This is a genomic window from Coprococcus sp. OM06-34AC, assembly GCF_003462545.1.
In the GTDB taxonomy this organism is placed as follows: Bacteria; Bacillota; Clostridia; order Lachnospirales; family Lachnospiraceae; genus Coprococcus; species Coprococcus aceti.
The window spans coordinates 205,802-232,568 of sequence record NZ_QTZF01000006.1; the positions used below are offsets into that span (position 1 = coordinate 205,802).

General features: G+C 44.9%; 27 protein-coding genes. 7 read left to right on the top strand and 20 right to left on the bottom strand.

The window, feature by feature from the left end; all coding sequences use genetic code 11:
• Positions 1 to 37: 37 nt before the first annotated feature.
• The 3 genes from DXB91_RS11255 to mltG form a co-directional block, all read right to left on the bottom strand.
• Positions 38 to 1,894 carry an FHA domain-containing protein gene (locus DXB91_RS11255; RefSeq protein ID WP_118018014.1) on the bottom strand — a complete coding sequence of 619 codons (1,857 nt, stop codon included), beginning with the start codon at positions 1,892 to 1,894 and terminating at the stop codon, positions 38 to 40.
• A gap of 116 nt (positions 1,895 to 2,010) precedes the next feature.
• Positions 2,011 to 3,651 (bottom strand): DUF6382 domain-containing protein, encoded by a 1,641-nt coding sequence (locus DXB91_RS11260; RefSeq protein ID WP_118018016.1) that lies wholly within the window; start codon positions 3,649 to 3,651, stop codon positions 2,011 to 2,013.
• Between the two features lie 157 nt (positions 3,652 to 3,808).
• Entirely contained in the window at positions 3,809 to 4,942 is a 1,134-nt protein-coding gene (gene mltG / locus DXB91_RS11265; RefSeq protein ID WP_055146128.1) for an endolytic transglycosylase MltG, read from the bottom strand.
• A gap of 94 nt (positions 4,943 to 5,036) precedes the next feature.
• Between mltG and DXB91_RS11270 the strand changes: the two genes are divergently transcribed.
• Complete coding sequence (locus DXB91_RS11270) at positions 5,037 to 5,555, top strand: peptidylprolyl isomerase (protein WP_015534342.1); 519 nt, start codon at positions 5,037 to 5,039, stop codon at positions 5,553 to 5,555.
• Positions 5,556 to 5,681: 126 nt separating this feature from the next.
• Here DXB91_RS11270 and DXB91_RS11275 read toward each other — a convergent pair whose 3' ends face one another.
• The 8 genes from DXB91_RS11275 to DXB91_RS11305 all read right to left on the bottom strand — a co-directional run bounded on the left by DXB91_RS11275 (position 5,682) and on the right by DXB91_RS11305 (position 10,940).
• Positions 5,682 to 6,314, bottom strand: a complete 633-nt coding sequence (locus DXB91_RS11275; RefSeq protein WP_055146125.1) for an ABC transporter ATP-binding protein — start codon at positions 6,312 to 6,314, stop codon at positions 5,682 to 5,684.
• 13 nt (positions 6,315 to 6,327) lie between these two features.
• Entirely contained in the window at positions 6,328 to 7,158 is an 831-nt protein-coding gene (locus DXB91_RS11280) for a hypothetical protein (protein ID WP_117549805.1), read from the bottom strand.
• 61 nt (positions 7,159 to 7,219) lie between these two features.
• Positions 7,220 to 8,011, bottom strand: a complete 792-nt coding sequence (locus DXB91_RS11285) for a hypothetical protein (protein WP_055271978.1) — start codon at positions 8,009 to 8,011, stop codon at positions 7,220 to 7,222.
• A 14-nt stretch (positions 8,012 to 8,025) separates the two neighbouring features.
• Complete coding sequence (locus DXB91_RS11290) at positions 8,026 to 8,583, bottom strand: hypothetical protein (RefSeq protein ID WP_117549807.1); 558 nt, start codon at positions 8,581 to 8,583, stop codon at positions 8,026 to 8,028.
• Positions 8,584 to 8,614: 31 nt separating this feature from the next.
• The gene (locus tag DXB91_RS11295) at positions 8,615 to 9,496 is read right to left on the bottom strand and encodes a hypothetical protein (RefSeq protein ID WP_238051178.1); all 882 of its coding nucleotides are present in this window, start codon (positions 9,494 to 9,496) and stop codon (positions 8,615 to 8,617) included.
• A 52-nt stretch (positions 9,497 to 9,548) separates the two neighbouring features.
• The gene (locus DXB91_RS11300; protein WP_118018018.1) at positions 9,549 to 10,046 is read right to left on the bottom strand and encodes a hypothetical protein; all 498 of its coding nucleotides are present in this window, start codon (positions 10,044 to 10,046) and stop codon (positions 9,549 to 9,551) included.
• Between the two features lie 36 nt (positions 10,047 to 10,082).
• Complete coding sequence (locus tag DXB91_RS14035) at positions 10,083 to 10,286, bottom strand: hypothetical protein (protein ID WP_147343985.1); 204 nt, start codon at positions 10,284 to 10,286, stop codon at positions 10,083 to 10,085.
• A 78-nt stretch (positions 10,287 to 10,364) separates the two neighbouring features.
• Positions 10,365 to 10,940 (bottom strand): accessory gene regulator B family protein, encoded by a 576-nt coding sequence (locus DXB91_RS11305; protein ID WP_158564603.1) that lies wholly within the window; start codon positions 10,938 to 10,940, stop codon positions 10,365 to 10,367.
• A 688-nt stretch (positions 10,941 to 11,628) separates the two neighbouring features.
• Between DXB91_RS11305 and DXB91_RS14165 the strand changes: the two genes are divergently transcribed.
• Genes DXB91_RS14165 through DXB91_RS11320 form a run of 3 tightly spaced genes read left to right on the top strand, consistent with a single transcriptional unit; the run spans position 11,629 to position 14,475 of the window.
• Positions 11,629 to 12,411 carry a sensor histidine kinase gene (locus tag DXB91_RS14165; protein ID WP_158564604.1) on the top strand — a complete coding sequence of 261 codons (783 nt, stop codon included), beginning with the start codon at positions 11,629 to 11,631 and terminating at the stop codon, positions 12,409 to 12,411.
• A gap of 33 nt (positions 12,412 to 12,444) precedes the next feature.
• Positions 12,445 to 13,188, top strand: coding sequence for a LytR/AlgR family response regulator transcription factor (locus DXB91_RS11315; protein ID WP_118018025.1), 744 nt, complete (start codon positions 12,445 to 12,447; stop codon positions 13,186 to 13,188).
• A gap of 21 nt (positions 13,189 to 13,209) precedes the next feature.
• Positions 13,210 to 14,475, top strand: a complete 1,266-nt coding sequence (locus DXB91_RS11320; RefSeq protein WP_117549815.1) for a sensor histidine kinase — start codon at positions 13,210 to 13,212, stop codon at positions 14,473 to 14,475.
• A gap of 90 nt (positions 14,476 to 14,565) precedes the next feature.
• Here DXB91_RS11320 and DXB91_RS11325 read toward each other — a convergent pair whose 3' ends face one another.
• From DXB91_RS11325 to iorA, 6 genes are all read right to left on the bottom strand, one after another.
• Complete coding sequence (locus DXB91_RS11325; RefSeq protein WP_117549817.1) at positions 14,566 to 15,822, bottom strand: diaminopimelate decarboxylase; 1,257 nt, start codon at positions 15,820 to 15,822, stop codon at positions 14,566 to 14,568.
• 45 nt (positions 15,823 to 15,867) lie between these two features.
• Positions 15,868 to 17,502: a class I adenylate-forming enzyme family protein gene (locus tag DXB91_RS11330; RefSeq protein WP_118018027.1), complete on the bottom strand. Its 1,635-nt coding sequence runs from the start codon at positions 17,500 to 17,502 to the stop codon at positions 15,868 to 15,870.
• A 210-nt stretch (positions 17,503 to 17,712) separates the two neighbouring features.
• Complete coding sequence (locus tag DXB91_RS11335) at positions 17,713 to 18,429, bottom strand: prepilin peptidase (protein ID WP_118018029.1); 717 nt, start codon at positions 18,427 to 18,429, stop codon at positions 17,713 to 17,715.
• Positions 18,430 to 18,454: 25 nt separating this feature from the next.
• Entirely contained in the window at positions 18,455 to 19,696 is a 1,242-nt protein-coding gene (locus DXB91_RS11340; protein ID WP_004852568.1) for a phenylacetate--CoA ligase family protein, read from the bottom strand.
• Between the two features lie 42 nt (positions 19,697 to 19,738).
• Positions 19,739 to 20,311 (bottom strand): indolepyruvate oxidoreductase subunit beta, encoded by a 573-nt coding sequence (locus DXB91_RS11345; RefSeq protein WP_118018031.1) that lies wholly within the window; start codon positions 20,309 to 20,311, stop codon positions 19,739 to 19,741.
• A complete protein-coding gene (iorA, locus tag DXB91_RS11350) occupies positions 20,304 to 22,097 on the bottom strand; it encodes an indolepyruvate ferredoxin oxidoreductase subunit alpha (protein WP_199414262.1) in 1,794 nt (597 codons plus the stop codon). Before iorA ends, DXB91_RS11345 begins: the two co-directional genes overlap by 8 nt.
• A gap of 207 nt (positions 22,098 to 22,304) precedes the next feature.
• On the opposite strand from iorA, the gene DXB91_RS11355 reads away from it, so the two are divergent.
• From DXB91_RS11355 to DXB91_RS11365, 3 genes are all read left to right on the top strand, one after another.
• On the top strand, positions 22,305 to 23,651 hold the full coding sequence (locus DXB91_RS11355) for an ATP-binding protein (RefSeq protein WP_118018033.1): 1,347 nt from the start codon (positions 22,305 to 22,307) through the stop codon (positions 23,649 to 23,651).
• 117 nt (positions 23,652 to 23,768) lie between these two features.
• Positions 23,769 to 24,902 carry an alanine racemase gene (gene alr, locus DXB91_RS11360; protein WP_118018035.1) on the top strand — a complete coding sequence of 378 codons (1,134 nt, stop codon included), beginning with the start codon at positions 23,769 to 23,771 and terminating at the stop codon, positions 24,900 to 24,902.
• A 25-nt stretch (positions 24,903 to 24,927) separates the two neighbouring features.
• Positions 24,928 to 25,227 carry a helix-turn-helix transcriptional regulator gene (locus tag DXB91_RS11365; protein WP_118018037.1) on the top strand — a complete coding sequence of 100 codons (300 nt, stop codon included), beginning with the start codon at positions 24,928 to 24,930 and terminating at the stop codon, positions 25,225 to 25,227.
• A gap of 70 nt (positions 25,228 to 25,297) precedes the next feature.
• Here DXB91_RS11365 and DXB91_RS14170 read toward each other — a convergent pair whose 3' ends face one another.
• The 3 genes from DXB91_RS14170 to rsmI form a co-directional block, all read right to left on the bottom strand.
• Positions 25,298 to 25,450: a hypothetical protein gene (locus DXB91_RS14170; protein ID WP_015534365.1), complete on the bottom strand. Its 153-nt coding sequence runs from the start codon at positions 25,448 to 25,450 to the stop codon at positions 25,298 to 25,300.
• Positions 25,451 to 25,488: 38 nt separating this feature from the next.
• Positions 25,489 to 25,701: a helix-turn-helix domain-containing protein gene (locus DXB91_RS11370; protein ID WP_015534366.1), complete on the bottom strand. Its 213-nt coding sequence runs from the start codon at positions 25,699 to 25,701 to the stop codon at positions 25,489 to 25,491.
• 197 nt (positions 25,702 to 25,898) lie between these two features.
• Entirely contained in the window at positions 25,899 to 26,738 is an 840-nt protein-coding gene (rsmI, locus tag DXB91_RS11375) for a 16S rRNA (cytidine(1402)-2'-O)-methyltransferase (RefSeq protein WP_015534367.1), read from the bottom strand.
• Positions 26,739 to 26,767: the final 29 nt, after the last annotated feature.

Sequence of the window (26,767 nt, forward strand, 5' to 3'; positions counted from 1 at the left end):
TCCCAATATTTATGTCTCAACTCTCGTTGCGGATATTCTATCTAATGTGATAGACAAGCTCCTCGTCCCCGAGTATAACGATCGCATTGTTCGTCAGGAACTTTTCTTCGCCCGCCTTCAATTCCTCTCCGTTCACAAATGTACCATTTGTAGACTTGTTATCGCTGATGAAGCACACGCCATTTCTCTTGGTGATAACACAATGAACTCTGCTTATAGCTGAATTGTCAGTAATCGCATAGTCCACAAGTCTTGCCTTATGTCCGATCTTGAACTCTGCCTTGTCCAAGCTTATTCTCTCGCCCGTCTTCACCCTAAGGAAATATGGTGCCGGTGCTCCATCAAATGGATTGCCCTGCACTGGCTGTGCCTGTGGCATCGGCGGTGTCTGTGGCATTGGTGGTACCGGCTGCATCTGTGGCATTGGTGGTACCGGCTGCATCTGTGGCATTGGTGGCACCGGCTGCATCTGCGGCATTGGCTGCGCCTGTGGCATTGGTGGAATCGGGTTTCCTCCAAATGGGTTGCCCTGCATTGGGGGTATTGGCTTTATCTCCTGTGGCTGTGTTTCAACCGGCTCTGCTGGCTCAGGCTTGACATCCTGCGGCTCTGTCACAACAGGCTCTACAACCTCCGGCTTGGCATCCTGTGCTTCTGCTTCAACCGCCTCATCATTCTCCGTTTTATCACTCTGCGGCTGTGCTCCAGCCACCTCAGGCTTAATTGGCTCCTCCATCGGTGGCACGCCTACCGGTGGCATTCCATTTGGTCCCATTGAGCCGTTTGGTACCTGTCCATTCGGTCCCATTGGCGGCATGCCCATCGGTGGCATTCCGTTTGGCACCTGGCCATTCGGTCCCATTGGCGGCATGCCCATCGGTGGCATTCCGTTCGGTGCCTGTCCATTCGGTCCCATTGGGCCGTTTGGCACCTGTCCATTCGGCCCCATTGGCGGCATGCCCATCGGTGGCATTCCGTTTGGCACCTGGCCATTTGGTCCCATTGAGCCGTTTGGCATCGGACCGTTTGGTTCCATCGGCATCATGCCCATTGGCGGCATTCCGTTCGGAACCTTGCCATTCGGCATCTGACCATTTGATCCCATCGGGCCGTTCGGTCCCATCGGTGGCATGCCCATCGGTGGCATTCCGTTTGGCATCTGGCCGTTTGGTCCCATCGGCTGTGCATATCCATTCATTCTCGCATTATTTCTCATAACCTCGAGTCTGCTCACCTTAGGTGACTCACCTCGAAGTATGTGGCTGTTGCCACCCTTTGGAGCATTTGTGGAAAGCTCCTTCATCCTGTCTATCTCAGCAGCGTCTATGCCTGCTTCTGCAAGCATCGCCTTAACCTCGTTCTTCATGTCCGAGTTTGAAAATGTACCTCTCATATTCGCACAGTTTATAAGGCGTGCTACGTAATTGTCATTGTCATTCTCTGAGTATCTCGCATCAACTATCACCGACTTCACAAATGCTCTGACATCGTTGAGATCTGTCACTTCCTTCTGTACCGGAGCGACAATAAAGCAGACATCGTATGTCTCAGGCGATACAAATACACACTGCTCGTCCCTTGCAACATAGCTGAGCGAAACCATATTCTTACCAAACATCTCCAGTGCATGCAGAATGTTGTACAGAAGTGTGAGTATCTCCTTCTTGTTCATCTCCTGTCTCAGTATCTCCGCAAGAGGCTTCTTGTCATCGATCTGATAATTGAACACCCTGACTCCGGCATTCTCCTGCATGTCACACGGTGCCATCTCAGGCATAGATCCGCTTCTGCTCATATCATACACTTTAGCATCTATCACATCACTGATATCCAGACTGTAACTCACTCTGTAAGTTTCCCCCGCCGGAACTACAACAACCTTTTCTCTGTTCATTTTTTCAATCCCTTTCGTCTAAATCCGCATATTTTCCGTCAAAAATTATTCCTTCATTCAAACACCAAAAGCAGGTATTGCTACCTGCTCTTATCCCACATCGTGGGTGGTGTATATTAACTTAATTTGAAGATGAAGTCCTCTCCACCGATGCTTATCATGGCATCGTTTGAAAGCTTCTGCTCTGCATTCTCATCCAGGCGCGCTCCGTTGAGATATGTGCCATTTGTCGCCTTGTTATCCTTCAGATAACATCCATCCTCTCTCTGGTAGATGATGACATGTACCTTGCTGATGGCCCCATTACCACCGACATGGTAATCAACACCTCTTGCCGCCTTTCCTATCTTGAACACAGCCTTGTTGACCATAACTCGCTCGCCTGTGTTGACACGGACTATATATGGCATAGCCTTTGGAGCGTTCTTGTTAACCGCTGCCTTCTCAGGTTCGGTATCCTTAACTACGTTCATTCCTCCGGTCAGCTCAACAGTGCTTCCTGTGCCCTTCTGCTCAGGCTCCTCTGCCTTCGCCTTCACCGGATCCATATTCGTCTCAGGCTCCGGCTGGTCACCGTTCATGAACTGTGGTGCAACTATCTGTTCTGTAGGGTTATCTATCTGAGTTTCCTCTGTCTCAGCAACCGCCTTCTGTATGATCTTCGCACGGTTGATCTTGATATTCTTAACAACAGGTGGATTATCCATAAGCTCGTCCGTAGATATCAGAACCGGCTTCTGCTCATCCTTCTTGTCAAGCTCAACCTCCGTAACTCCATCGGCAGCCTTTGCAACCTCTGTAAGTCCTGATGGCTCATGTACTGCCATATCTGATGTGAGAGCCTCTGTCATGCCCTCCTCGTCGTCCTCTTCTTCCTCATCAAGGCTCTCATCTAACTCGAGCTCCTCAAGAACGCTGTCATCAAATACCGACATATCTATCTCGCTTGATACATTCTCTTTCTTCGTCTCATCCGAATCAAGATCAAGATCCTTGAATATCGCATTCGCTGCGGCCGCCTCGTCGCTGATCTCCTCTACCTCATCAAGCTCGTCTTCCTCATCATCGCCAAATGATACGTCCTCAAACTCAGGCAGATCATCCATACTTGTATCAGATTCCACCGTGTCAACTGAAGACTGTGAAACCGACATATCTGATCCTATATCAACGAAGTTCTCCTCCACCTGCATTCCTGCAGACTCCATAAGCTCTGTGAGCTGTGCATAGAAGTTTCTCACTGTGAACTTATCCGCATTCAACAGATTGAGAAGCTTTGCCACATAGTTGCAATCCTCACTGTCATCATAAATAACGCTCGTCAGCAAGTCCTTTGCGAACATCCTGAATTCGGCATTGATATTGGCTTCTGACTCAACTGGAACACATAACATTCCAACATCGTATGTAACCGGATTAACATATGTAAACTCCTTGTGAAGAACCACATATGATGCCGGTATTCCAAGATCACGTAAATTAACTATACCAGAAGCTACCCCTCTGATTATCCCCAATATCTTCTCAGCATTTACCGTATTCGAAAGGAGTGCGTCAACCGTTGTCCTGCCTGTAACGTTATATGTAAGATAATCGTTCTCATCATCCTCTTCATAAATGATATCAATGAGCTCAGGAATCCGGTTCTCCTCCAGATAATCCAATAACTCCTCGTCAAACTCACAATCATCATTCAGAATATATGACAAATATTTCTCAGAGCCGATATTTCTTACCTTGAAACTTATTTTCCTCATCAAATATTCCTCCTATCGCACCTCCATAAGCGCATAACTAGATGCATAAAAACCCAAAAGGGTACATACTCCTTTATTATATATAAAAAGTCTATATATCGCAAGCAGTTTATACCCTTTTAGATAATTTTCGCTATATAATTTTGTCTATATTTTTTTACTCTGAATCAGTGCTTTCATCGGAGCCATCTTCTGATCCATCACCCTCTGCAGCTTCCTTTTCCGCCTTGGCTGCATCAGCCTTTTCTATGTCAGCAAGATGTCCCTCGTATGTCTTATTAAAGATACATGCTCCCTGGCTCTCATCTGATGTCAGGTAGTAGTAGTAATCATGCTTAACCGCATTCAGGACACCCTCTATGGATGCCTCGCCCGGATTACATATAGGGCCGACAGGAAGTCCTGTGTACTTGTAGGTATTGTACGGTGAATCAACCTCCAGATCATCATATGACAGCTCTGCCTGATTGTACTGACCGTCAGTCACAACATAGAGAACAGATGGATCTACCTGAAGAGGCATGTCATCATTCAATCTGTTGATAAATACTCCCGCAACCATCGCTCTGTCTGAATCCAGCTTACACTCCTTCTCAACTATGGAAGCCATGGTGAGAACCTCAAAATCTGTATATCCAAGCTCCTCTGCCTTCTTCCTGAAGTCATCTGTGTAAATGCTGTTAAACTTGTCTATCATGTCCTGTATGAGCTCCTTTGGAGTCATATCTGCATATATGTCGTAAGTAGCAGGGAACAGGAAGCCCTGTAATGCGTACTTGACTTCCGATGAAGGTATCTCAAACGGATACTCAAACTCTCCCGACTTGCACGCCTCAAGGAACTCCTTTGCAGAGCAGAAGCCCAGCTCCTCGCATCTGTCAGCGATCTGTTCAACCGTAAATCCCTCAGGAACTGTCAGTGTATATTTTACCTCTCTGGTCGACTCCACGTAACACAGAGTCTTTATCATATCCAATGTCGACATACCTGTTGTGAGTGTGTAAGTACCCGGCTGAAGACTGTGGCTGTACTGCGAGCCGGTCATTCTGAGCTGGAATGCAAGCTTATACTTTATAAGCCCCGCATCCTTAAGTATAGATGCTGCCTCCTTGACAGATGTATCCTCAGGTATGGTAACCTCGATCTTCTCTCCGCCGCCGGCACTGTAGGTGCCCTCGTATTCCTGCATAAATCCGGTATACGTCTCCTTAACCTTGTATACCCCGAACAGCACCAGACATACCGCCAGCGCTATTATAATAACGGGTCTTGCTATGTTTCTCCAATCCATCTCTTTCTCCTTCTGTATCTGCAAATTTCATTTGCCTGTTCTGTTAACTGATGTTATCATTACCCTATCTTATACCAAGAAAGGAATGATATACATGGCAAATCCAATAGTTACTATCACTATGGAAAATGGCGATGTCATGAAAGCAGAACTCTATCCTGACATTGCTCCAAACACTGTAAACAACTTCATCTCACTGATCAAGAAAGGCTTCTATGACGGAATAATCTTCCATCGTGTAATAAAAGGCTTCATGATACAGGGTGGAGACCCTCAGGGAATCGGCATCGGCGGTCCTGGATACTCAATCAAAGGTGAATTCTCACAGAACGGATTCAAGAACGATCTGGCCCACACTCCGGGAGTGCTGTCAATGGCCCGTTCCATGATGCCTGACTCAGCAGGTTCACAGTTCTTTATCATGCATAAGACATCTCCTCATCTGGACGGTGCTTACGCTGCCTTCGGTAAGGTTATCGAGGGACTTGACATCGTAGACAAGATCGCAAATGTGCCAACTGATTACAATGACAAGCCTCGTCAGGAACAGAAGATGAAGACTGTAACAGTCGAGACCTTCGGTGTTGATTATCCTGAACCTGTAAAGGCTTAATTGAAAGTATTATAACCCATATAGCAGTTTTTGAAAACACTTATAATTCTTCTTACAAAAAAATAAACATCTGCCCTGCGATCCCAGGTATACAGGAGTTCGCAGCAGATGTTTTTTTATGTTCATTTATTGTACTATCCTTCCATCTTTCATCTCATATATCTCATCGCACAGATATTCCAGCTCCTCCCTGTCGTGGCAGGCAGTGATTATAAGACTTCCTCCATCACGCAGCTTCAGCAGCTCCTTCTTTATGTTATCTACAGACTCTTCATCAAGTGCGTTGATAGGTTCATCCAGCACTATGACATCCGGCTCTCCCATGATTGCATTTGCTATGCCAAGCTTCTGCTTCATTCCAAGGGAATACTTTCTGTATACCCTCTTATCATCCGGATCAAGACCTGTCCTCTCTATGGCATATCTGACATCGTCATCACTGATCCCTCCCATGAGCTTTGCCAGAAGCCTGAGGTTCCTGAAGCCTGTGTACTGAGGCAGAAATGACGGATTCTCTATCAGAGCACCTATACTCCGTGGAAACTTTATGTCCCTGTGGAGCTCTTCATCATCTATATATATGTGTCCTCCATCAGGTATGAGCAGACCACATATAGCTCTCATAAGCATTGTCTTGCCACAGCCATTCTTTCCACGGAGTCCATATATCCTGCCCGGAGTCATGGTCAGACTGATATCATTAAGTATAACTGAACCCTTTATCTTCTTATTCAGATTTTCTATCCTTATCTCGCTCATATGTATTCTCCTATCAGATTATATCCTTATTATCAAAATACACGATTCCTCCTGCAAATGCAGTGATCAGCATACCAGCCGCAAGCACCACTCCACTCATGGGATTAACCCCATCTGCCACTACATATGACACTCTCTGCCACATCGTATAATTTCCCGACAGATACCATACAGTATAGTATGCCGACAGAACATACACTCCACACACCGCTGCAAAGCTGATGACCGGCGTGATTATAAAACCCGCCAGTACCTGAAGCTGGCTTATCCCCAGCGTTACCAGCATCGGTATAAATAATGTTATCAGAAGCAGATCTGCGGCACTAAGATTGTATGTCTGCGGAGGATACAGCCGTGTTGTCAGCGCCGCCGTCATATCCATGGTCATATCTGCCCCATATGCCGCCGCCATTAAATATATCGTCAGCACACATACAGCAAAATACATTACCACAGCCACCGTACAGTATATGAGCTTGCTGACCCACCAGCTTCTTCTGCTTCCGGACGCAAGGCACACCACTCTCGCATTTGCGGCAAAATCATCACTGGAATAATATGCCAGGAAATAGGCCAGGCCTATCTGGAACGCAAACCAGTATATCGGTATGTAAAATACGCTCCTTGGATCAAAGTAATACACCTCCATCCCCTTCATCGCAAACAGAAGATAGTCCGCAAATGTTCCGTTGGTCAACAGGATATTCCCATCTGCAAGCTCGATAAGATATGCGTGGAGCTCACGTGTCTGCGACACCGCAAACAGTAACGGCAGTATAAAAAGAACACATCTCCTTAATATTCCATTTTCCATATCTCTTCCGAGAAGTCTCAGAGTCCTCATTCCCGCATCACCTCATATCTGTCCACCACATACATTCCTTTTTTATCTGTATTTCCTTCTTTCATAGAATATCCCTTCTTCTGTGCCATATGTATATAAGAACGAGTGCCGCTGCACTCACCGCAGCATACATCGTCACCATCTGGTACCTGTATGTAACCACATTCTGCAGTGGATTGACCATCTGCATGGCTGACCAGGTTCCAATCCCACGTCCCTCAAACATCACACCGGTAAATACATACAATGCGAACGGAGCCATTATCGTTGAAAATCTGCTCCCGCACCACCTCGCAAAGCACATAGCCACAAGACCTGTTATCCCTCCAAACACTGCATCGAGCAGCGTAAACAGCAACGCATAGCACACAGGATGCTCTGCAAATATTCTCGGGAACATGTGGCAGTCTATAATTCCTGCATACAAAAATGTCAGTTTTTCCGGTCTTTTATCCGGATATATCCCCGCAGCAATGAACATGGCTATGAGCAGCGGGCACGCCACGGCTGCCGCTCCCGAAGCCGCCACAGCCGCTTCCTTTGCAATCATATAGCTTAAGCGGGACGTCTTAATACATATACTGCTTTCATATCCGGTTTTTTGATCCTGATAACACGACCCCGCATACGGAAAACACGCAATCAGTGGCAGCAGTACGTAAAACAAGCTGTTGTATGCAAACTGATAGTCTGTCCCGATCCATGTCTGGATCAAAGCCCTGCCTCTGTTAAATCCATACTGGCTGACATTAAGCCATATGTCCGCCAGCCCAATCAACGTTCCCAGAGCTATGCTTACTGCAAGCCACTTATTTCTGAACGCTCTGGTCATTTCAAATCTTAATACTCTCATATCTCAACACCACTTCATTCAATATCCAGTCTGATCATCAGCTTATCAGGTTCAAGGGTGAGTACATAATAGAAGCTCTCCCGCTCCAGGTTATCCCACGTATCCCTGCTAAATGACACCCGCGCCAGACTTGTCACATACCATATATCCTGATTCATTCCGGGCTCCAGATCATTACTTGTAAACGTATTCAGTTCCCGGCCAGAATACAAATTCACCGAACTGCACCATGTCTGTGACTCAAAGCCACACTCAGTCGCCGCCATCACAGTATCCCAATCGATCGGTTCTTCAGTTGTATTATCTACATTCAGGCGTGTACAGATAAACCGATCCTCCGGGCTCAGCACATCCACACTGTCCACATTAAAACGTGCTTTATACTCATCTATACTGTATATGCGGGTCTCCCTGCATTTTATAAGCAATCCATCCACCGATACATTCTCAGCCGCTTCTACAACTCTGGTGTCATCACTGTACGCCCTGTTAACGCTGTATATTCTTCCGCACCACAAGGTGACTGCACACAAGCTCACAACACCCAATGCCATCAGAACACCTCTCCTCATGCATATACCTCCACAAAATCTGATTCCCACCTCATGGCTTGTCATCCGCTTCCGGCTTTGGGAGTGCATCCAGATCCACAAAATCCGGAAGATCCGCCGGATTGTACGTAAAATATCCTGTGATCACCTGTCCATAATAATATTTCACGCCATCCTCCGGCTCCTGTGGCACAACAAGTCCAATCGTACATTCCATTGTCTCGTGTCCTTCCAGTCTGTATAGATAGTACCAACTGGCTCTGTCATCGCCCTCTGTGTGGACTGATTTGTCAAAGTATACCATTCCTTCTACGAACGAAACCTCACTCTCACCGGGAATCCTCTCCACAATGTCGTATGGGAACACATTCTTCACAACCGCATCCCCGGTATTCGTCAGTCTGCACTTAATAAAATACAGCTTATTGGTCTTTACCACAGTCTGCGTATGCTTATCTATCACATCCTGATACTGTGCAGTTATCTCCTCACACTCCTCAGGAGTATACGCATCCCCTGCCGACTCCTGAAATTCCTTGTATCCCGGAGCCTCCTCATACAGAGCATCCCAGTCTGTTATCTCCTCCTCCGACTCAGGCTCCGGCAGAGTCTCACTGCGAAAATATTCAACCGGATATTTATCCTCTGTTGTTATCTCGTCACCTGTGTATACATCAGCCGACAGCAGCTCTATCTTCACCGCTCCTGACATCAGCACGTTATCACCCACACCTTCTTTTTCACTTATTTTCTCTCCGGTCTTGTTTCCCGAAGCTTCGCTGTCTGTCTCTTCAGATGCCGCCTCAGACGACTTCCTTAACGCTCTGTCCTCTGGGGTTTCCCGTTTTTTCTGGAGCACATACGCCGAAGCTGCCACTGCTGCCATGATCAGCACTGCTGCCACTGTCATCACAAGATATCTTTTCTTCTTCACTTCTACTCCTCCCAACTCTGCCTTTGCCATCCGTCTTATGTCACTGCTTTAATCAGTCATAAATAGTGTAATTTCTTGTGGAATCCGGACTCCACCAGCCCTTTGAATCAGTCTGTGCTTTGACTGTCCTGTGCATCCTCAAGCCTGCATAGGCATAGCCTTTTTCGTTTACCATGTTTGTGATACTCGCCTCAATTCCAAGCGGAATAATATGCGTATCAGATTTTACTATTGGGTTTGTCCCTTTTGATGAATGCGAGCCCATTACTGTGTAACTGAGCTTTGGTCCTACTGTTGGATATACATAAACCTTTGTCTTATTATATTTACGTCTGTACGAACTATAACCATATCCGCTGTTATTGTTGCTAAAAGTAAACAGCTCGTTATCTGTATTAGAATATGATTCTTTGCATGTAACCACTGTACCTGCATTATTTGTATGTACATTCTCAGCCTTAGCAGGTGCAGCAATTCCCGCTGCTCCTGACACTGCCATCGCTCCTGCAACAGCGAACATCGCAAGCTTTGTTTTCATTGACTTCTTCATAACCTTTTGTCCCTCCTAATTAATTATCTGCGGTCTTTACTCCACTTTTGCCACTTTTAACAATTTTGCTATTGTACTTTTCTGTGTCTGATAGTACAATCCGCTTATCAAGATTTTTCCAGCAAATGATTGTCTTGATATTTCTAATATCCTGAAGCTCAACTCTTCAGGATATTTTACTTTGTCTCTTTCTGCGAATCGATATTCCTGAGACACTCTGGGAGTTCTATCTCTCCCCAATGATTCTGGCATCCAGTCAATTTAATTATGTCTCCTGCCAAATCTTCTAGTATGTCACCAAGCACTGCTCTTACCTTGCTACCAGACATTTTTCTCGCCTCCCTTCTTAATATCTGGCAATATTGATTTCTTACATACAACCAAGATTGCCTCTATTATCTCAAGCAGCAAAATACATGTTATCGTACTGCTATAAGATTTCATAATTACGCTCAAAACAGCCGAGACCATCAATCCAGCTATACATCTTATTTTTATATTTATACGTTTCTTCCCTATATATTTGGGACGTTGTTCTGATGGTAACGGTGCATATAAAATAACCATAAGCACACATAACAAAATACTTGCACTCTGCATAAGTAAACTGAAATGAAATATTTTTCCGCCTATTATCGCTAAAGAATACACCATAGTTGTCATCATCGTACATCCAAACCAGGTTGTCATATGCATTCCACCCATAAATTTCCTTGTTAAAGATATTACCAACATACAAACCAGAGCTTCTTTGGTTGTATCAAATACTATTGATATCAGAATAATGATAAAAAACTTTTCTATATCATCTATTATTTTCTGTAACGAATATCCTATCTTTGCTGTCCTTTCGGACTCGGAATCGTACTCATCGCCTTCAATTGCCTTTACCAAATACCTGCTCAATATTTTATTTAGATTCTCTATTCGACCACCTCCACTTTCCTTTTATCATACAACTACTTAGATTGCAATATATTTTACTTGATTTGTCATGAACGGTATCTATCATGTCATAAACGACAATTGACTAAACTTTTTTGCTCTCATATAATGTTTTAAAATCTCTTATTATTTGCGGGAAAGCGAGCGTGGAAATATGCCTGACATAATTATTGAACAGCTTTGTTTTTTGTTAGAACTTATTTGTTATCTTACTCTTATATCCTCTCTCTCAGGTATACCAATAAAGAAAATGCGTCATCCCTTTATTGCTCTATCCAGTAATTTTTTTATATGCTCTGTGCTCTCATATATTTTTTCTAACGCCTTAGGCTGGATTATTCTGTGTTTATGCTGCTTTATCACTTTTTCTTACATACTACATGTATCATTTTTCAAATCATCAATAGCATATGTTTTATCCTATGCCTTGCTTAGCCTTATTCAGGATATAGTTGTTATGGCTTTTAACCGATTTAGCATTCAGGATAAGGCTTTTTCATCTTTTCTTGGATCTGCAATATCTACTATTTTAATTTTAATATTGTGTCGTTTCATCAATCTGAATAAATGGTTTTTACTGTTAATGGAAGGATCTCTGTACCCTAAATATCTCATATTGCATTTATATGTTCTCTATATGGTAGAAATAGGACTGTCAAAGTACAGTGCAATTAATATCAATGCACTTATCCCCCTCATCTCATTTTTCACCGTGATAGTACTCATCACCGACATAGTAATCCTCAGCCAGCAACAGATCATCAGCAAGCAGCAGCACGATCTGGCAAATTACAACATCTATCAGCCTATGATGGATGATCTGATTGAGGACGTCACGGGAAGGCAGCATGACTTTGACAATATATTGACCGGTATTCGAATGCTTCCATATACACACACCGACTACAGTTCATTAAAGGAGGCTCTTATCAGCAGTTCAGATGAGGTTATATCCGAATACAGAACCACCGAGCTTCTGAAAATCAACATGTTCGTGATCGCCGGGTTTATATACAGCAAACAAAAGCAGGCAGAAAAGGCGCACAAAAAGCTGAATATTGTCGTTCACAGCTATCTGCTCGAGAGCCGGATGCCTGAATATGAGCTGGTCAGGGTTCTGGGAATACTCATCGACAATGCACTGGAGGCCATATCTGAGCACGATAGTATGACTCTGCACCTGGATAGCCGTGACGGCAGGATCATCATCACCACTCTGAACAGGGGTCCTCTGCTAACACCCGAGATCAGAGCAAAGCTTTTCACGGCAGGCTATACCACCAAGACCTGTGATCGTCAGAAGCACGGTCTTGGTCTTTACAATCTCAGGCGTCTGGTATTTAAATATAATGGAAAAATATATCTGGAAAACGATTATCTTCTGGATGATACTCTGGTGCGTTTTGAAGTAATGGTTTAAATTACAACACATAGAAGGAAGGAGTCTTTTACAATGAGAGCTTTGGTAGTTGAAGACAATGTGGCACAATTAAATGGTCTGGCGGAAATAATAGAAGAAACCTTCCCCGACATAGAATGTCTGAAGGCCGCCTGCTATGATGATGCTCTGGCTCTGGCAGATTCGCACAGCATCCAGCTTTTTCTGCTGGATATACAGCTTGGCGCCGACCCGGATAAGGACGGAATAACGCTGGGAGAACAATTGCGGAGGAATCCGCGTTATCAGACAACTCCTATTTTGTACGTGACAGCTCTTGTAAACGAAGCTCCCAGAGCGATCCACAAGACCAACTGCTACGATTATCTGGTCAAGCCCTACTCACAGCAGGATCTGATAGAATCTGTCTCCAAGCTTCTGAACCTTTCTCTGATCAGGGAGGAACCAATAGAGCTTACCGACAGAGATGGTGTACTTGCCAGGATCAGACCAGACAATATACTATACATTAAATCCGAGCTGCGAAACATGCATGTCCACACAACCACCGGACTATTTATATCCACAGGAACACGACTCTCTGTATTTGCGGACTCTCTTCCATCGTATTTTGCGCGCTGCCACAAGAGCTTTATCGTAAACCTTCATCATGTGGATACCTACGACAAGGTTACCGCCATGGTATCGCTTGACACACCGGACTATCAATGGATACCGGTTGGCCGCAAATATGCCACAGAGTTTGGTCACAGACTTAAGGCTTCCACAACTGCGCACAAACACGTTGAACAGGCTTAGCAATGATAAGGAGTATTTGAAATGCCGAATTCTATAATTGATCTCCTATGCTTTACATTGGAAACAATGAAGGATGTTATTTTTATATCTGCCCTCATCGGAAGAAAATTCCGGGATATGCGCCACCCAATTATTGGAATGGCTGCTTACCTTATACTCGGGAATGCAGTTTCCTTAATTTTCCCAAATGCATTTGGATGGCTGGCATTATGCCTGCTGTCCTATCTCATGCTGTTGTATATTATGAAGACCAGATATTTTTATGTATTGATGGCGTATATTCTTGAATATCTGTATGCGGCTTTTCTTGAGGACATTATCATCATGGGTATGACACGTCTGGGTGTGAACAATGAGATATACCTGTCCATTTCCTGTGCTGTATTTTCATTTCTGATCTCAGTGGCTCTGTGCAGATATGCGCCTATGAACCGTGTGTTCCAAACCTTCATGGGCGGCAGTGGAATTATCAAATTCCTGTCTATTCATTTGTACGTTGTGTATATGATTGAGACTGGGCTGTACAAATTCAGCACCATCGACACCTCGGTGTATATACCTGTGATATCATGCTTTGCGGTTGTGGTCATTCTCTCGGATATCATCATTCTGGGACAGCAGCGAACCATAGGAAAGCAGCAGCACGACCTGGAATGCTTTAAAACCTATCAGCCTATGATGGCTGATCTGATAAAGGATCTGCGAAGCAAACAGCACGACTTTGATAACCATCTGATGGCAGTCAGAATGCTTCCATACACCTATAGGGATTATGAGTCTCTGAAAAATGCCCTGATAAACTATTCGGACAATATGGTATCTGAATACCGTGAGTCTGAGCTGCTTCGCATCAATCTGTCTGTTGTCGCCGGTTTTATATATAGCAAGATGATCAATGCTGAAAAGAACGGAAAGACTCTGAATGTGATAGTCAGACAGCATACGTTGAAAAGCTGTATGCCCGAATATGAGATCATACGTATACTTGGAATATTAATAGACAATGCTCTGGAGGCTGTAGATGTTCCGGGATCTGCCACCCTGTCTCTTGACAGCAGTCAGAACCAGATCATCATAAGTACCATGAACAAAGGTCCTGTGTTGAGCTCTGATCTTAGAAGAAATATGTTTACCTACGGCTACACAACCAAGACCATCGACAAACAGCATCACGGATATGGTCTTCCGAACATGAAAAAACTTGTGGATGAATATGAGGGAAAGATATGTCTGGATAACCGAACCATATCCGGACAGAATTATATTTGCTTCGAGGTGACAGTGTAACGCAGCTCATGCACCTAGAAAACCGGCAGTATACAGTTGAGCTTCAACTGATATACTGCCGGTTTTCTATGCTTATCTATGATCTGCCTGTTACAGCTCTACATCCCAGAAATCCTTGATGGTTGCGAAGTAATCCTCAGGTGTCTCTGCACGGCGGATGAGTTTGAATGAGCCGTCCGGTCTGAGCAGAACCTCTGCTGACTTCAGCTTGCCGTTGTAGTTGTAGCCCATGGCAAAGCCATGTGCTCCGGTGTCGTGGATGACAAGGATATCTCCCATGTCGATTTTCGGAAGCATTCTGTCTATAGCGAACTTGTCATTGTTCTCACACAGTGAACCTGTCACATCATACTTGTGATCACACGGCTCATTCTCTTTGCCGAGGACTGTGATGTGATGGTATGCACCGTACATGGCAGGTCTCATGAGGTTGACTGCACATGCGTCTACGCCGATGTACTCCTTGTGTGTGTGCTTCTCATGGATAGCTGTTGTAACAAGGTGTCCATAAGGTGCCAGCATGAAACGTCCAAGCTCTGTGAAGATAGCAACATCACCCATTCCTGCAGGTACGAGAACCTCCTCGTATACCTTTCTTACACCCTCGCCGATGACCATGATGTCATTTGGCTCCTTGTCAGGTGTGTATGGGATTCCTACTCCGCCTGAAAGATTGATGAAGTCAAGCTTTACACCTGTCTTCTCCTTGATCTCAACTGCTGTCTCGAACAGGATCTTTGCAAGTGTTGGATAATATTCATTTGTCACTGTATTGCTGGCAAGGAAGGCATGCATTCCAAATCTCTTCACGCCCTTTGCCTTGAGGATCTTGTATGCCTCGATGATCTGATCCTTGGTCATACCATACTTTGCATCACCAGGGTTGTCCATGATGGTGGTTGATATGGAGAACTTTCCGCCCGGGTTGAATCTGCAGCAGATCTTCTCTGGAATTCCTGCTGACTTCTCCAGGAAATCAATGTGTGTGAAATCGTCAAGATTGATGGTTGCGTTAAGCTTCTTCGCAAGCACGAATTCTTCGGCAGGAGTGTCATTGGATGAGAACATGATCTCATCGCCCTTAAATCCCATCTTATCTGACATCATAAGCTCTGTCAGTGATGAACAGTCTGTTCCGCAGCCCTCTTCCTTGAGGATCTTGAGTATCGTTGGGTTTGGAGTAGCCTTTACAGCGAAATACTCCTTGAATCCTTTATTCCATGAAAACGCCTTATAAAGCTTTCGCGCATTCTCTCTGATTCCTTCTTCATCGTAAATGTGAAACGGTGTAGGGATCTCCCTGATGATCTCCTCTGCCTTTGCCTTTGTAATAAATGGTGTCTTCATCTTTTTTGTCCTTTCTGTGCTGTATTATGGCAAGTATCCTGCATATTATGCGTTGTTCTCCGCTGCAACAAGGTTCTCACTCTTGTGCATCTTACGGAGAAGTGGCTTTTCTATCTTACCTGTAGCATTTCTCGGAACGTGCTCAAATATGATCTTCCTTGGTCTCTTGTATCTTGGAAGTTCTTTACAGAACTCGTTGATCTCTTCCTCTGTGCAGGTCATGCCATCCTTTACCTCTATGATCGCCGCTGTGATCTCTCCGAGACGGGCATCTGCGATACCAATGACCGCAACGTCCTTGATCTTCTCGTATTTGCTGAGGAAGTTCTCTATCTGTACAGGGTAGATATTCTCTCCACCACTGATTATAACATCTTTCTTTCTATCTACAAGATAAATAAATCCATCTTCGTCCTGCATAGCCATATCTCCTGTGTACAGCCAGCCGTCCTTCAGGCACTCCTCTGTCGCCTTCGGATTCTTGTAGTAGCAGGTCATGACACCAGGTCCCTTGAGGATAAGCTCGCCGACTGCGCCCTGCTCGACCTCTGTTCCGTCCTCGTTCACGATCTTCGCCTGCCAGCCATAACCCGGCACGCCTATAGCTCCGACCTTATGTATGTTCTCAACTCCCAAATGTACAGCGCCCGGTCCGATGGACTCTGAAAGACCATAGTTCGTGTCGTACTGATGGTTAGGGAATATCTCTTTCCATTTCTTTATAAGACTCTGTGGTACCGGCTGTGCTCCAATGTGCATCAGTCTCCACTGTGACAGCTCATAATCTTCAAGATGTACATCGCCGTTCTCTATGGCAAGCAGTATATCCTGAGCCCATGGCACCAGAAGCCATACTATAGTACACTTCTCGTCGCTTACCGTCTGAAGTATAGTCTTGGCGCTTACTCCCTTGAGCAGAACTGCCTTTCCGCCCACTATCAGACTTCCAAACCAGTGCATCTTGGCACCTGTGTGGTACAGTGGCGGAATACACAGGAACACATCATCCTTTGTCTGTCCGTGATGTACATTCTCGACCTTTGCCGCATGCATCAGGCTCTCATGGTTGTGCAGAATAGCCTTTGGGAATCCTGTTGTTCCAGATGAGAAATATATAGCCGCATCATCACTGTCCTTGATGTCCCTCTTCTCGAATACACTTGAGCAGTTGGATGTCAGCTTGTCATAGTCCTCTGCAAATGTAGGACAATTGCCGCCCACATAGAAGAGGATTCTCTTCTCAGCTATCTCGTCAACGACAGCCTCTATACGTCCGATGAACTCAGGGCCAAATACAAGCACGTCAACATCTGCAAGCTCTACACAGTATTTGATCTCCTCCGCATCGTATCTGAAGTTGAACGGAACCACTATGGCTCCTGTCTTCAATACTCCGAAATATATTGGAAGCCACTCAAGGCAGTTCATCATGAGGATACCTACCTTGTCTCCCTTCTGGATTCCGCGTGATACCAGTAGATTGGCAAATCTGTTTGCCTTCTCGTTGAACACGCTCCATGTGATCTCTCTTCTGTACTGGCATGTAGGATTCGACTCTATGAGCTCATACTCCCTCCATGTAACCCTTCTCGTCTCCTGCACATCAGGATTTATCTCTACCAGAGCGACATCATTTCCATATTCTCTGACATTTCTCTCTAAGTAATCTGTGATTGGCATAATCGTAACTCCTAACCTCTCTTAATAATTGCTCTTCTTTCTCAATTAAAAGCTTTAACGCGTTAAATTGCACGCTCTTTACAGTATATCCCTCACATGGAAAATATACAATAGGCAATTACATTTGAATACTATCATAAAAAATAGTGCTGATGTATAAGTTTTTTATCACTTATACATCAGCACTATTTTTTTCATGGATTCATCACTCTACGCATAAAACGATGCCTTGATCATATTGATATAGCCGTTCATCATCTGTGATCCCACAAATGTCGCGATCATCAGTCCCACGCTGAGCGCCGGGCCAAATGCGAAATGATCGTCCTTGCCCTTCTTACGCCTTGCAAGAAGTATCACGCCCTGGCATCCACCAATGATAAGTCCGATGAAGAATGCTATGACGGTTGCCTTCCAGCCAAGAAAGAATCCTGCGGCAAACATGAGCTTGATATCTCCGCCGCCAAATCCATCCGGTATAACCAGCACTATCAGGAACAGAGGAAGACTCACGCAAAACATTCCAATAAGTCTGCTCACAAGAGAGAGATCTCCGCCTGTCAGTAAAAATCCACCTCTCGTGAATATGGATATAACTCCAAGCACCAGTATGCATACATTCAGCACAAATGGTATCTCCATGGTATCAGCGTCTATGAATGTGATGATAGTCAGCAGTCCAAAGAACAGGAATACCGTGACCGCCTCAAGGCTCACACCAAACTGCCACACCATCAGCACGCCGAACACCCCACCAAGGATCTGTATGAACAGACATCTCGGAGAAAACTTCTCAAAGCTCTTCGGCTTTCCCTTAAATATATTCTCGTTGTCAGGCAGCTTGAGTATGATCTCATTTGCCAGAGTGAAAAGCACCACCCCAAGTAAAAACGCAACTATACAAGCTGCTATATTGATTGAATTCATAAATATAAAATCCCTTCTAAAAATATCACTGCTCACGATGGTCGATGACACGCTGTGTCTTCTTCTCACTTCTAGGCAGCGTTCCAACAGGGACAACAGTAATCTTCGGTGTAACTCCGATCCTTGACTTGAACAGATCTCTGATCTGACGTCCTGTCTGCTCAAAATCTACACGTCCCTCGGCCTCAACTGTAACCAGCATGATATCCTTATTGGCAGGCTCGTCATGGGCTATATTTATGGTGTACTCACTTGGGACTCCATCCACAAGTGCAAGCAGCTCCTCAACCTGACTTGGGAACATATTTACGCCGTGTACCTTGAACATATCATCACTTCTGCCCTTGATGATATCCAGTCTAGGATGCTTTCTTCCGCATGGACACTCACCCGGAATGATCCTTGATATATCGTGTGTCCTGAAACGAATGAGCGGAGCCCCCTCCTTAACCAGAGTAGTGATAACTATCTCTCCCTCCTCTCCGTCAGGGAGAGTCTTTCCGGTCTTCGGATCTATTATCTCTATATAAACATAATCATCCCAATAGTGCATTCCATTCTGGGCATCGCAGCTTATTCCGATACCAGGTCCATAGATCTCTGTAAGTCCATATATATCATACAGCTCTATTCCAAGCTTCTCTTTTATATACTTTCTCTTCTTCTCACTCCAGCGTTCTGAGCCAAATACGCCCTTTTTCAAATGTATCTTATCCTTAAGCCCTCTCTTATCTATCTCCTCGGCAAGAAGAAGTGCGTATGATGATGTTGCTGTGAGAACTGTACTTTCAAGATCGATCATCATCTGTAACTGTTTGTCAGTATTTCCAGGACCCATAGGAATCACCATGGCACCAAGCTTCTCCGCGCCTGCCTGAAATCCTATTCCGGCTGTCCACAGACCATATCCCGGTGTGATATGTACTCGGTCTTTCTTTGTCACTCCTGCTGTCTCGTAGCATCTTGCGAACATGGTTGCCCAGTCATCGACATCCTTTGCTGTATAAGGTATGATAACCGGCTTTCCTGTTGTTCCTGAAGATGAATGGATACGTACCACTTCCTCATCCGGAACAGCCTGTATTCCCAGTGGATAAGCATTTCTCAGATCATCCTTGCTTGAAAACGGAAGCTCCTCAAATGCCTCCTGACTTGTCACATCTGTTATACCAAGTTCTCTGTACTTCTTACCATAATAGCTGTCAGTCTTTACAAGTCTCTTTATCTGAGCGTCCACCTGACTGAGCTGTGTGTCATTTAACTTCATAATTTTTACTCTCCTTTTTCCCTTCGGTCAGCCCATCGCCAACTACATCTTCATCGCATATTCAAATACTTTCTTGTTCACCTCTACAAACTTCGGATTCACTCCATTCTCAATAGCTGAAATGATATCCGCCTCGTCAAGTCCAAGTCTGCCGCTGACTGCTGCAACTCCAAGAAGTGCTATGTTGTAGAACTTTGCCGAACCAAATTCACGGCTTATCGCCGCGCCATCCATGACTATACAATCGCATTTATCCTTCAGGTAGTCAAGCATCGGCTGCGCCTCGTAGCCTGAATTCATGAGCGAGTCAGTCGCCGGTTTCACCGGGACGTTGTTGGTGATGACGATTCCTCCCTTTTTCAGATAAGCCAGATTGCGCACCGCCTCTGCAGGCTCAAACGCAAGTATAATGTCAGCACCGCCCTGAGCTATGAGTGGCGAATACGCCTCACCGATCCTCACATGGCTCGTGACACTTCCGCCTCTCTGCGCCATTCCTATGGTCTCCGCCGAATGTACCGTCTCGCCCTTTGCCATATAAGCCGATGCGATGAGCTTGGACGCAAGAACCGTTCCCTGTCCGCCTACTCCGCAGACCAGAATATCTTTATTCATTGCAAGCACCTCCTATCGCCCCCACCGGACAGATCTGTGAACAAAGACCGCATCCCGTACACAGGCTTTCATCTATCGCCACCTTACCATCCTTCAGGATTATCGCAGGGCAGCCTATCTCTCTGATACATTTCTTACACTGTATACACTTTTCGAATATCTCCATCTTGCCAGACGGCTTGGTGATGGCTATACATGGCGACTTGAAAATGATCGCTTTGACACCTCTGATATCCGCACACTCCTTAACTGCTGCCACGCTCGCCTCAAGATCAAGCGGATCAACAGTGACTATCTTCTTCACTCCGATTCCTTCAAGAACCTTCTGTATACTCACCTTGTCCACGAACTGGCCCATCATGTTGCGTCCTGTTCCCGGATGTGGCTGGTGTCCCGTCATGGCTGTGGTCGAATTGTCCAGCACGCACAGGATCATATTTGCATCATTGTACACTGCATTTACCACGCCGGTCATACCAGACGCGAAGAATGTGGAATCTCCCACAAATGCAAAGCACACGCCATCTTCATCCACCCAGTGGAAGCCCTGCGCCATAGTGATTCCGGCTCCCATGCACAGACAGGTATCCACCATGTCAAGCGGCATGGCATTTCCAAGTGTATAGCATCCGATATCTCCGCAGAAATAACTCTTTCTGCCGGCCATCGCCTTCTTTACCGCATAGAATGACGCTCTGTGAGGGCATCCCGCACACAGCACAGGCGGCCTTACAGGAAGTGCCGGTGCATCTGACACATCCACCTGGGAAGTCTTCTCAAGTCCCAGAAAATCGCACAGGATGTCTGCAGCCTTGTTTGTGCTGAGCTCTCCGCTTGTCGGCACATCACCGGTCTGCTTTCCTCTGACATCTATATCCATATGGTATTTGCCTGCAAGGCGTAATATCTGATTCTCTATGTATGGGCTGAGCTCCTCAAGACACATGACCTCAGTCACCCCATCCAGCGCATTTTTCACGAACTGCTCAGGGAACGGATGTGGGGTCGCTATACGGACCAGCTTCACATCAGGCACGTTCTTGAGTGTCTCCTTTGCATAGCAGTAGCTGATTCCCGATGCGAATACCGCCTTGCTGCCGCTTTCCTCCACCGTGTTCATGGAGTAGCTGCCGAAGTCGTCCCCAATCTCTACATTTCTTTTTTCTATCATGGCATGATTGGCAAATGACAATCTCGGGAAGATGACCCATCTCTTTGAATCCTTTACAAATCCCTCATATTCCTTTGCCTTCCACTCGTCTTTTACCTCTATGGATGCATATGCATGACACACTCTGGTTGTCGGTCTGAACAGAACCGGCGTCTTGTATTTCTCCGAGTAGTCAAATGCATCCTGTATCATCTGATATGCCTCCTCAGGAGTCGACGGGTCAAATACCGGGATCCTGCAGAAGTCTGCAAACATCCTCGTATCCTGCTCTGTCTGTGATGATATAGGGCCCGGATCGTCCGCTGACACGATGACCATTCCGCCTTTTATTCCAACATATGCCAGTGACATAAGCGGATCCGATGCCACGTTTAGACCCACCTGTTTCATGGTCACAAGCGTTCTCGCTCCACTGTATGATGCACTGGCGGCAACCTCCATAGCCGCTTTCTCATTTACCGACCACTCCACATGGACTCCGTCGTGCGGGTATTTTGCTACTGTCTCCAGTATCTCCGAAGACGGGGTTCCCGGATATCCCGCCACAAGGTTCAGACCCGCCGCAAGTGCACCGAGGGCTATGGCCCCGTTACCCATAACATATTCTTTTCTCATAACAATACTACCTTCCAAGTCATTTATAAATTCTCTTATATTTCGATATTATACCCTCCACAGCTTTCAATGACAACAAATATTCGGGTCAGCAATTAAAACGGGGCATTTTATTAAAATAAAATAATAAAAACGGGGCAAAATAATTTTATAGTAATTGAAAAAACGGGGCAAATAGGTTAAATTGTATTTGGGAGGTATGAATGTATGTATAGAAAAGATTCCAGAATTATTGGAGAATGGCTTGAAAATTCAAATAAAGCATTGTTGGTAACTGGGGCAAGACAGATTGGAAAAACATGGCTTATAAGAAACGAAATTGAAAAGAGCAAATATACCAAGTTTGAGGTCAACTTCATTGATCAACCGGATATGGTATCTTATCTAAATGCAGAAATGAGTGCAGAAGAATTTCTGGTTAAACTGAAAATGATCATGCCCGAAGATTGTAAAGTGCACGAAACGGTTGTTTTTTTTGATGAAATTCAAAAATGCCCAGAAATAGTAACAAAAATAAAATTTCTGGTAGATGAGGGCAGTTATAAATATGTCATGAGCGGTTCACTACTGGGTGTGGAGCTTAAAGGAATTGCTTCTGCCCCAGTCGGGTATCTGACAGTCTTAAGAATGTATCCCATGGATTTTGAAGAATTTATGGTGGCAAATAATGTCTCAGCAACAACCTTGAATATGTTAGAGGATAAATTTAAAACTTCCAGCCCGGTGGATGAATTTATACACAAAAAGCTTCTGGCAATGTTCTTTGTGTATCTTATTGTCGGCGGAATGCCGGATGCTGTCAAAGCTTATATAAATACCAAGGATATTCGGGAAGTCGATAAAGTTCAACGGGATATTACAACTCTTTATAAGGAAGATTTTTCACAATATGAGCTTGAAGACAAAAAGTTAAAAGTGAAATCTATATATGAGATTATTCCGGCTGAGTTGAATAAGCAAAATAAGAAATTTGTATTTACCATGTTGGATAAAGAATTGAAATTTAATCGATATGAAAACAGCTTTTTATGGTTAAAAGATGCAGGCGTGGCGTTGCCTGTTTATAATGTAGATGCGCCGGTAATCCCACTTCTGGCGAGCAAGAGCAGTAATGTGTTCAGACTTTTCTCGAGTGACATCGGTCTGCTGACCAGCGCTTATCCGGCAGAAACTAAAGTTGAGCTGATAAATAAAAACGGGGAAGTCAACAATGGTGCTCATTTTGAAAATGCAGTCGCACAGCAATTGGTTGCCAATGGTTTCGAACCTTATTTCTGTAAAAAGCAGAAAATCGGAGAGATGGATTTCGCAATAGAAATGAATGGTCAGGTTGTTCCAATTGAAGTTAAATCGGGAAAGGCTTATAAATCACACAAAGCGTTGGATAATTTTATGAAAGTTCCGGATTATCATCTTGAAAAAGCATATGTTTTATCAATTGGAAACGTGGAGACAGACGGTGCTATAACATACCTTCCAATCTATATGTGCTATTTATTAAGAGAGCAAAAACTGGAACAGATGATCATAGAATTGGATACAACGGGGTTGTAAAATATATATTCTGCGTGACTTTTAACAACATCATAACACACGTGTTGACTCATTCAACAATTAAAAATATAATTACCTAGATACTATATATGACAGTTGTAAAATAGGAGAATAACTATGAATAACAGACCATTTGCAGGAAGAACTGCAGCAGTTATAGATCTGGCAAAGCTCAGAAGCAATATCGCAAATATCAAGGCAAGACTGAAGCCGGGCGTGGAGTTTACCGCCGTCATGAAGGGTGACGGATACAGACACGGCATCGCCGGACTTTACCCAACACTTAGGGAATGCGGCATCGACAGCTACGCAGTTGCCATCTGGGAGGAGGGCAAAATGCTCAGGGACGCAGGCGCAACAGAGTCCGTGCTTATACTTGGAGACACCGCCGATGATATGCTGGATGAAGCAGTAAAGTACGACCTCGACCTGACCTTGTTCTCTCTGGAGGGTGCTGAGAACATGGCTGCCGCTGCAAGAAGAGCCGGCAAGAAACAGAATGTCCAGATAAAGCTGAACACCGGTATGAACCGAATAGGATTCCCGGTATGTCAGGAATCATTTGACACTATAAAGAAGATCTGCGAGATGGACGACCTGAACGTAACAGGTATATTTACACATTTTGCAAGGGCTGACGAGGGGGATCACACAAGTGCAAGAAAGCAGCTTGACCTATATCTCCACGCCGTAAATGAACTTGAGAAGATGGGGGTTGTCATACCAAAGCACCACGTAGCCAACAGCCCTGCCATACTGATGTTGCCTGAGGCACAGCTTGATGCGGTGAGATGCGGTGATATCCTCTATGGTCTCACTCCTTCTGATGATTTTGACTGGAAGAATTCAGGACTTCAGGAGATCCTCAGCTGGTACACATACGTTGCCATGGTGAAGGAGGTTCCTGCCGGTTCAGAAATCGGCTACGGCGGAACATTTGTCACCAAAAGGCCTACAAAGATTGCCACTCTGCCTGTCGGATTTGCCGACGGCTACAGCCGCTATCTGTCCAACAAGGGCAAGGTCATCATAAACGGCCATGAAGCGCCGATCATCGGACGCGTATGTATGGATCAGTGCATGGCAGACATTACAGACATCCCAGATGTAAAGCGCGGCGACACCGTGACTCTTCTCGGCGAGGGCATGTCCATCGAGGATATGGCAAATATGCTTGATACCAATGTGGATGTGATCGTGTGCAACATATCGGTGAGGGTTCCGAGGGTGTATATAAATGGGGATATCTGATCGGCAGCGCCACGGAGGAGAAGGTATGACTTTTGGAGAACGATTGTATGAATTGCGAAATATAAATAATCTATCCCAGGAAGAGCTTGCGGAGGTTTTAGATGTTTCCCGGCAATCGATTTCCAAATGGGAAAATGATAAGGCATATCCTGAGATGACAAGGCTGTTTATGAAAACGAACGGAAATGATTTCAAGAATTGGATGAATCACGGAACCAAAATCCAGATATTGATAAGAAGGATAATGATTATAGGCCTGATCGCACTTATGATATATGGCACAGGTTATGCTATTGGAACATTTATTGCACACCTTGGGTTTTAAAGGTGGGGATAAATCTGAAATAAAGGGGACTTTTAAAAAGCAAAAAAAGCCCCCATCTTTTCTGTTCAACCTACTCTTCCTTCGAGCTGGATGTCGATCCTTTATCTATTCTCTTTATTGCGTTTCTTATAATCTCTTTTGCTTTATCCTCATTGTTCGTTTCAAGTAGTGCGAGGATACTATCAAGTAAAATACATAACTCCTGATTTTGCATTTCTTCCATCCTTTCCACCGCCTTTCTTTATCTGAAGTATAGTGGCTTTATTTGTTGTTTTCAAGCTCTTTTCCATCCTTTATTCCCTGTTCCATCCTGATCTTGTACTCCATCAGACGCAAGAGATAATCCGGCATCTTGCGGTTTCCAAGTTCCCAATCCTGAACTGTCCTATATGGTATCTCGAAATACTCACAAAACTCCTTTCTGGTCATACCAGTGCTTTCTCTAAGCTCTACTAGATAGTCTTTACTGTCCATATCGCACTCTCCTTTGACTACATATCTCCCGTTAGCATGTTACTTTTGTGCCCGCGTTGCGTATATTGCACATTTATATTATCATACGCATTGTGTATATGCAAGTTGTTTTTCGCCATATTACATAAAAATTAAAAAGTGTCAGGTACAGATAAACTTTTGTTTATCCGCACCTGACACCAATCTACCTCCGTTTTCTATTTCATCACCGCATTATACACATCCCTCTTAGGGACTCCGCGGTCTACAGCTGCCTGCTTGATCGCATCCTTCTTGGACATACCCTGATCAACGTACATCTGGACATGTTCCTCCACGGACATAGCCTCGAACGAGTTCTTCTTCTCCTCCTCAAGTTTCTTCACATCAAGCCCCTCTATCACGATAACGAATTCTCCTCTTGGATCTTCCTCCTCGTAGCGGGCTATCGCCTGTGAAAGCATCATTGGTTCTATCGTCTCATGTTTCTTGGTGATCTCTCTGGCAAGTGTTATATGCCTGTCACCGAGAGCCTCCATGAGTTCCGCCAAAGTCTTCTTCAGCTTGTGTGGAGCCTCATACATCACCATAGTCCTCGTCTCTCGCTTCATCTCCTCAAGCACTCTTGTTCTATCCTTCTTGTCATACGGCAGAAACGCCTCAAATGCAAATCTTCTGGTCGAAAGTCCTGAGCTGATGAGCGCCGATATACATGCACACGCCCCCGGCACCGGTGTAACCTCAAGCCCTGCGGCAAGAGCCTGTCTCACAAGCTCCTCCCCGGGATCAGATATACCCGGAGTTCCGGCATCAGTGATAACTGCAACGCTTTGTCCCTGCTGCATCTTCTCAACGAGAACCTTCGCCTTGTCGTATTTATTGTATTCATGATAACTCGTCATGGGAGTCTTGATCTCGAAATGATTGAGCAGCTTGATACTGTTCCTCGTATCCTCCGCCGCTATCACATCCACCTCGGAAAGAACCCTGACGGCTCTATATGTCATATCCTCAAGATTTCCTATGGGTGTTGCCACCAGATATAATTTGCCTGCCATATATAAACCTCACTATCTGTAATATGTAC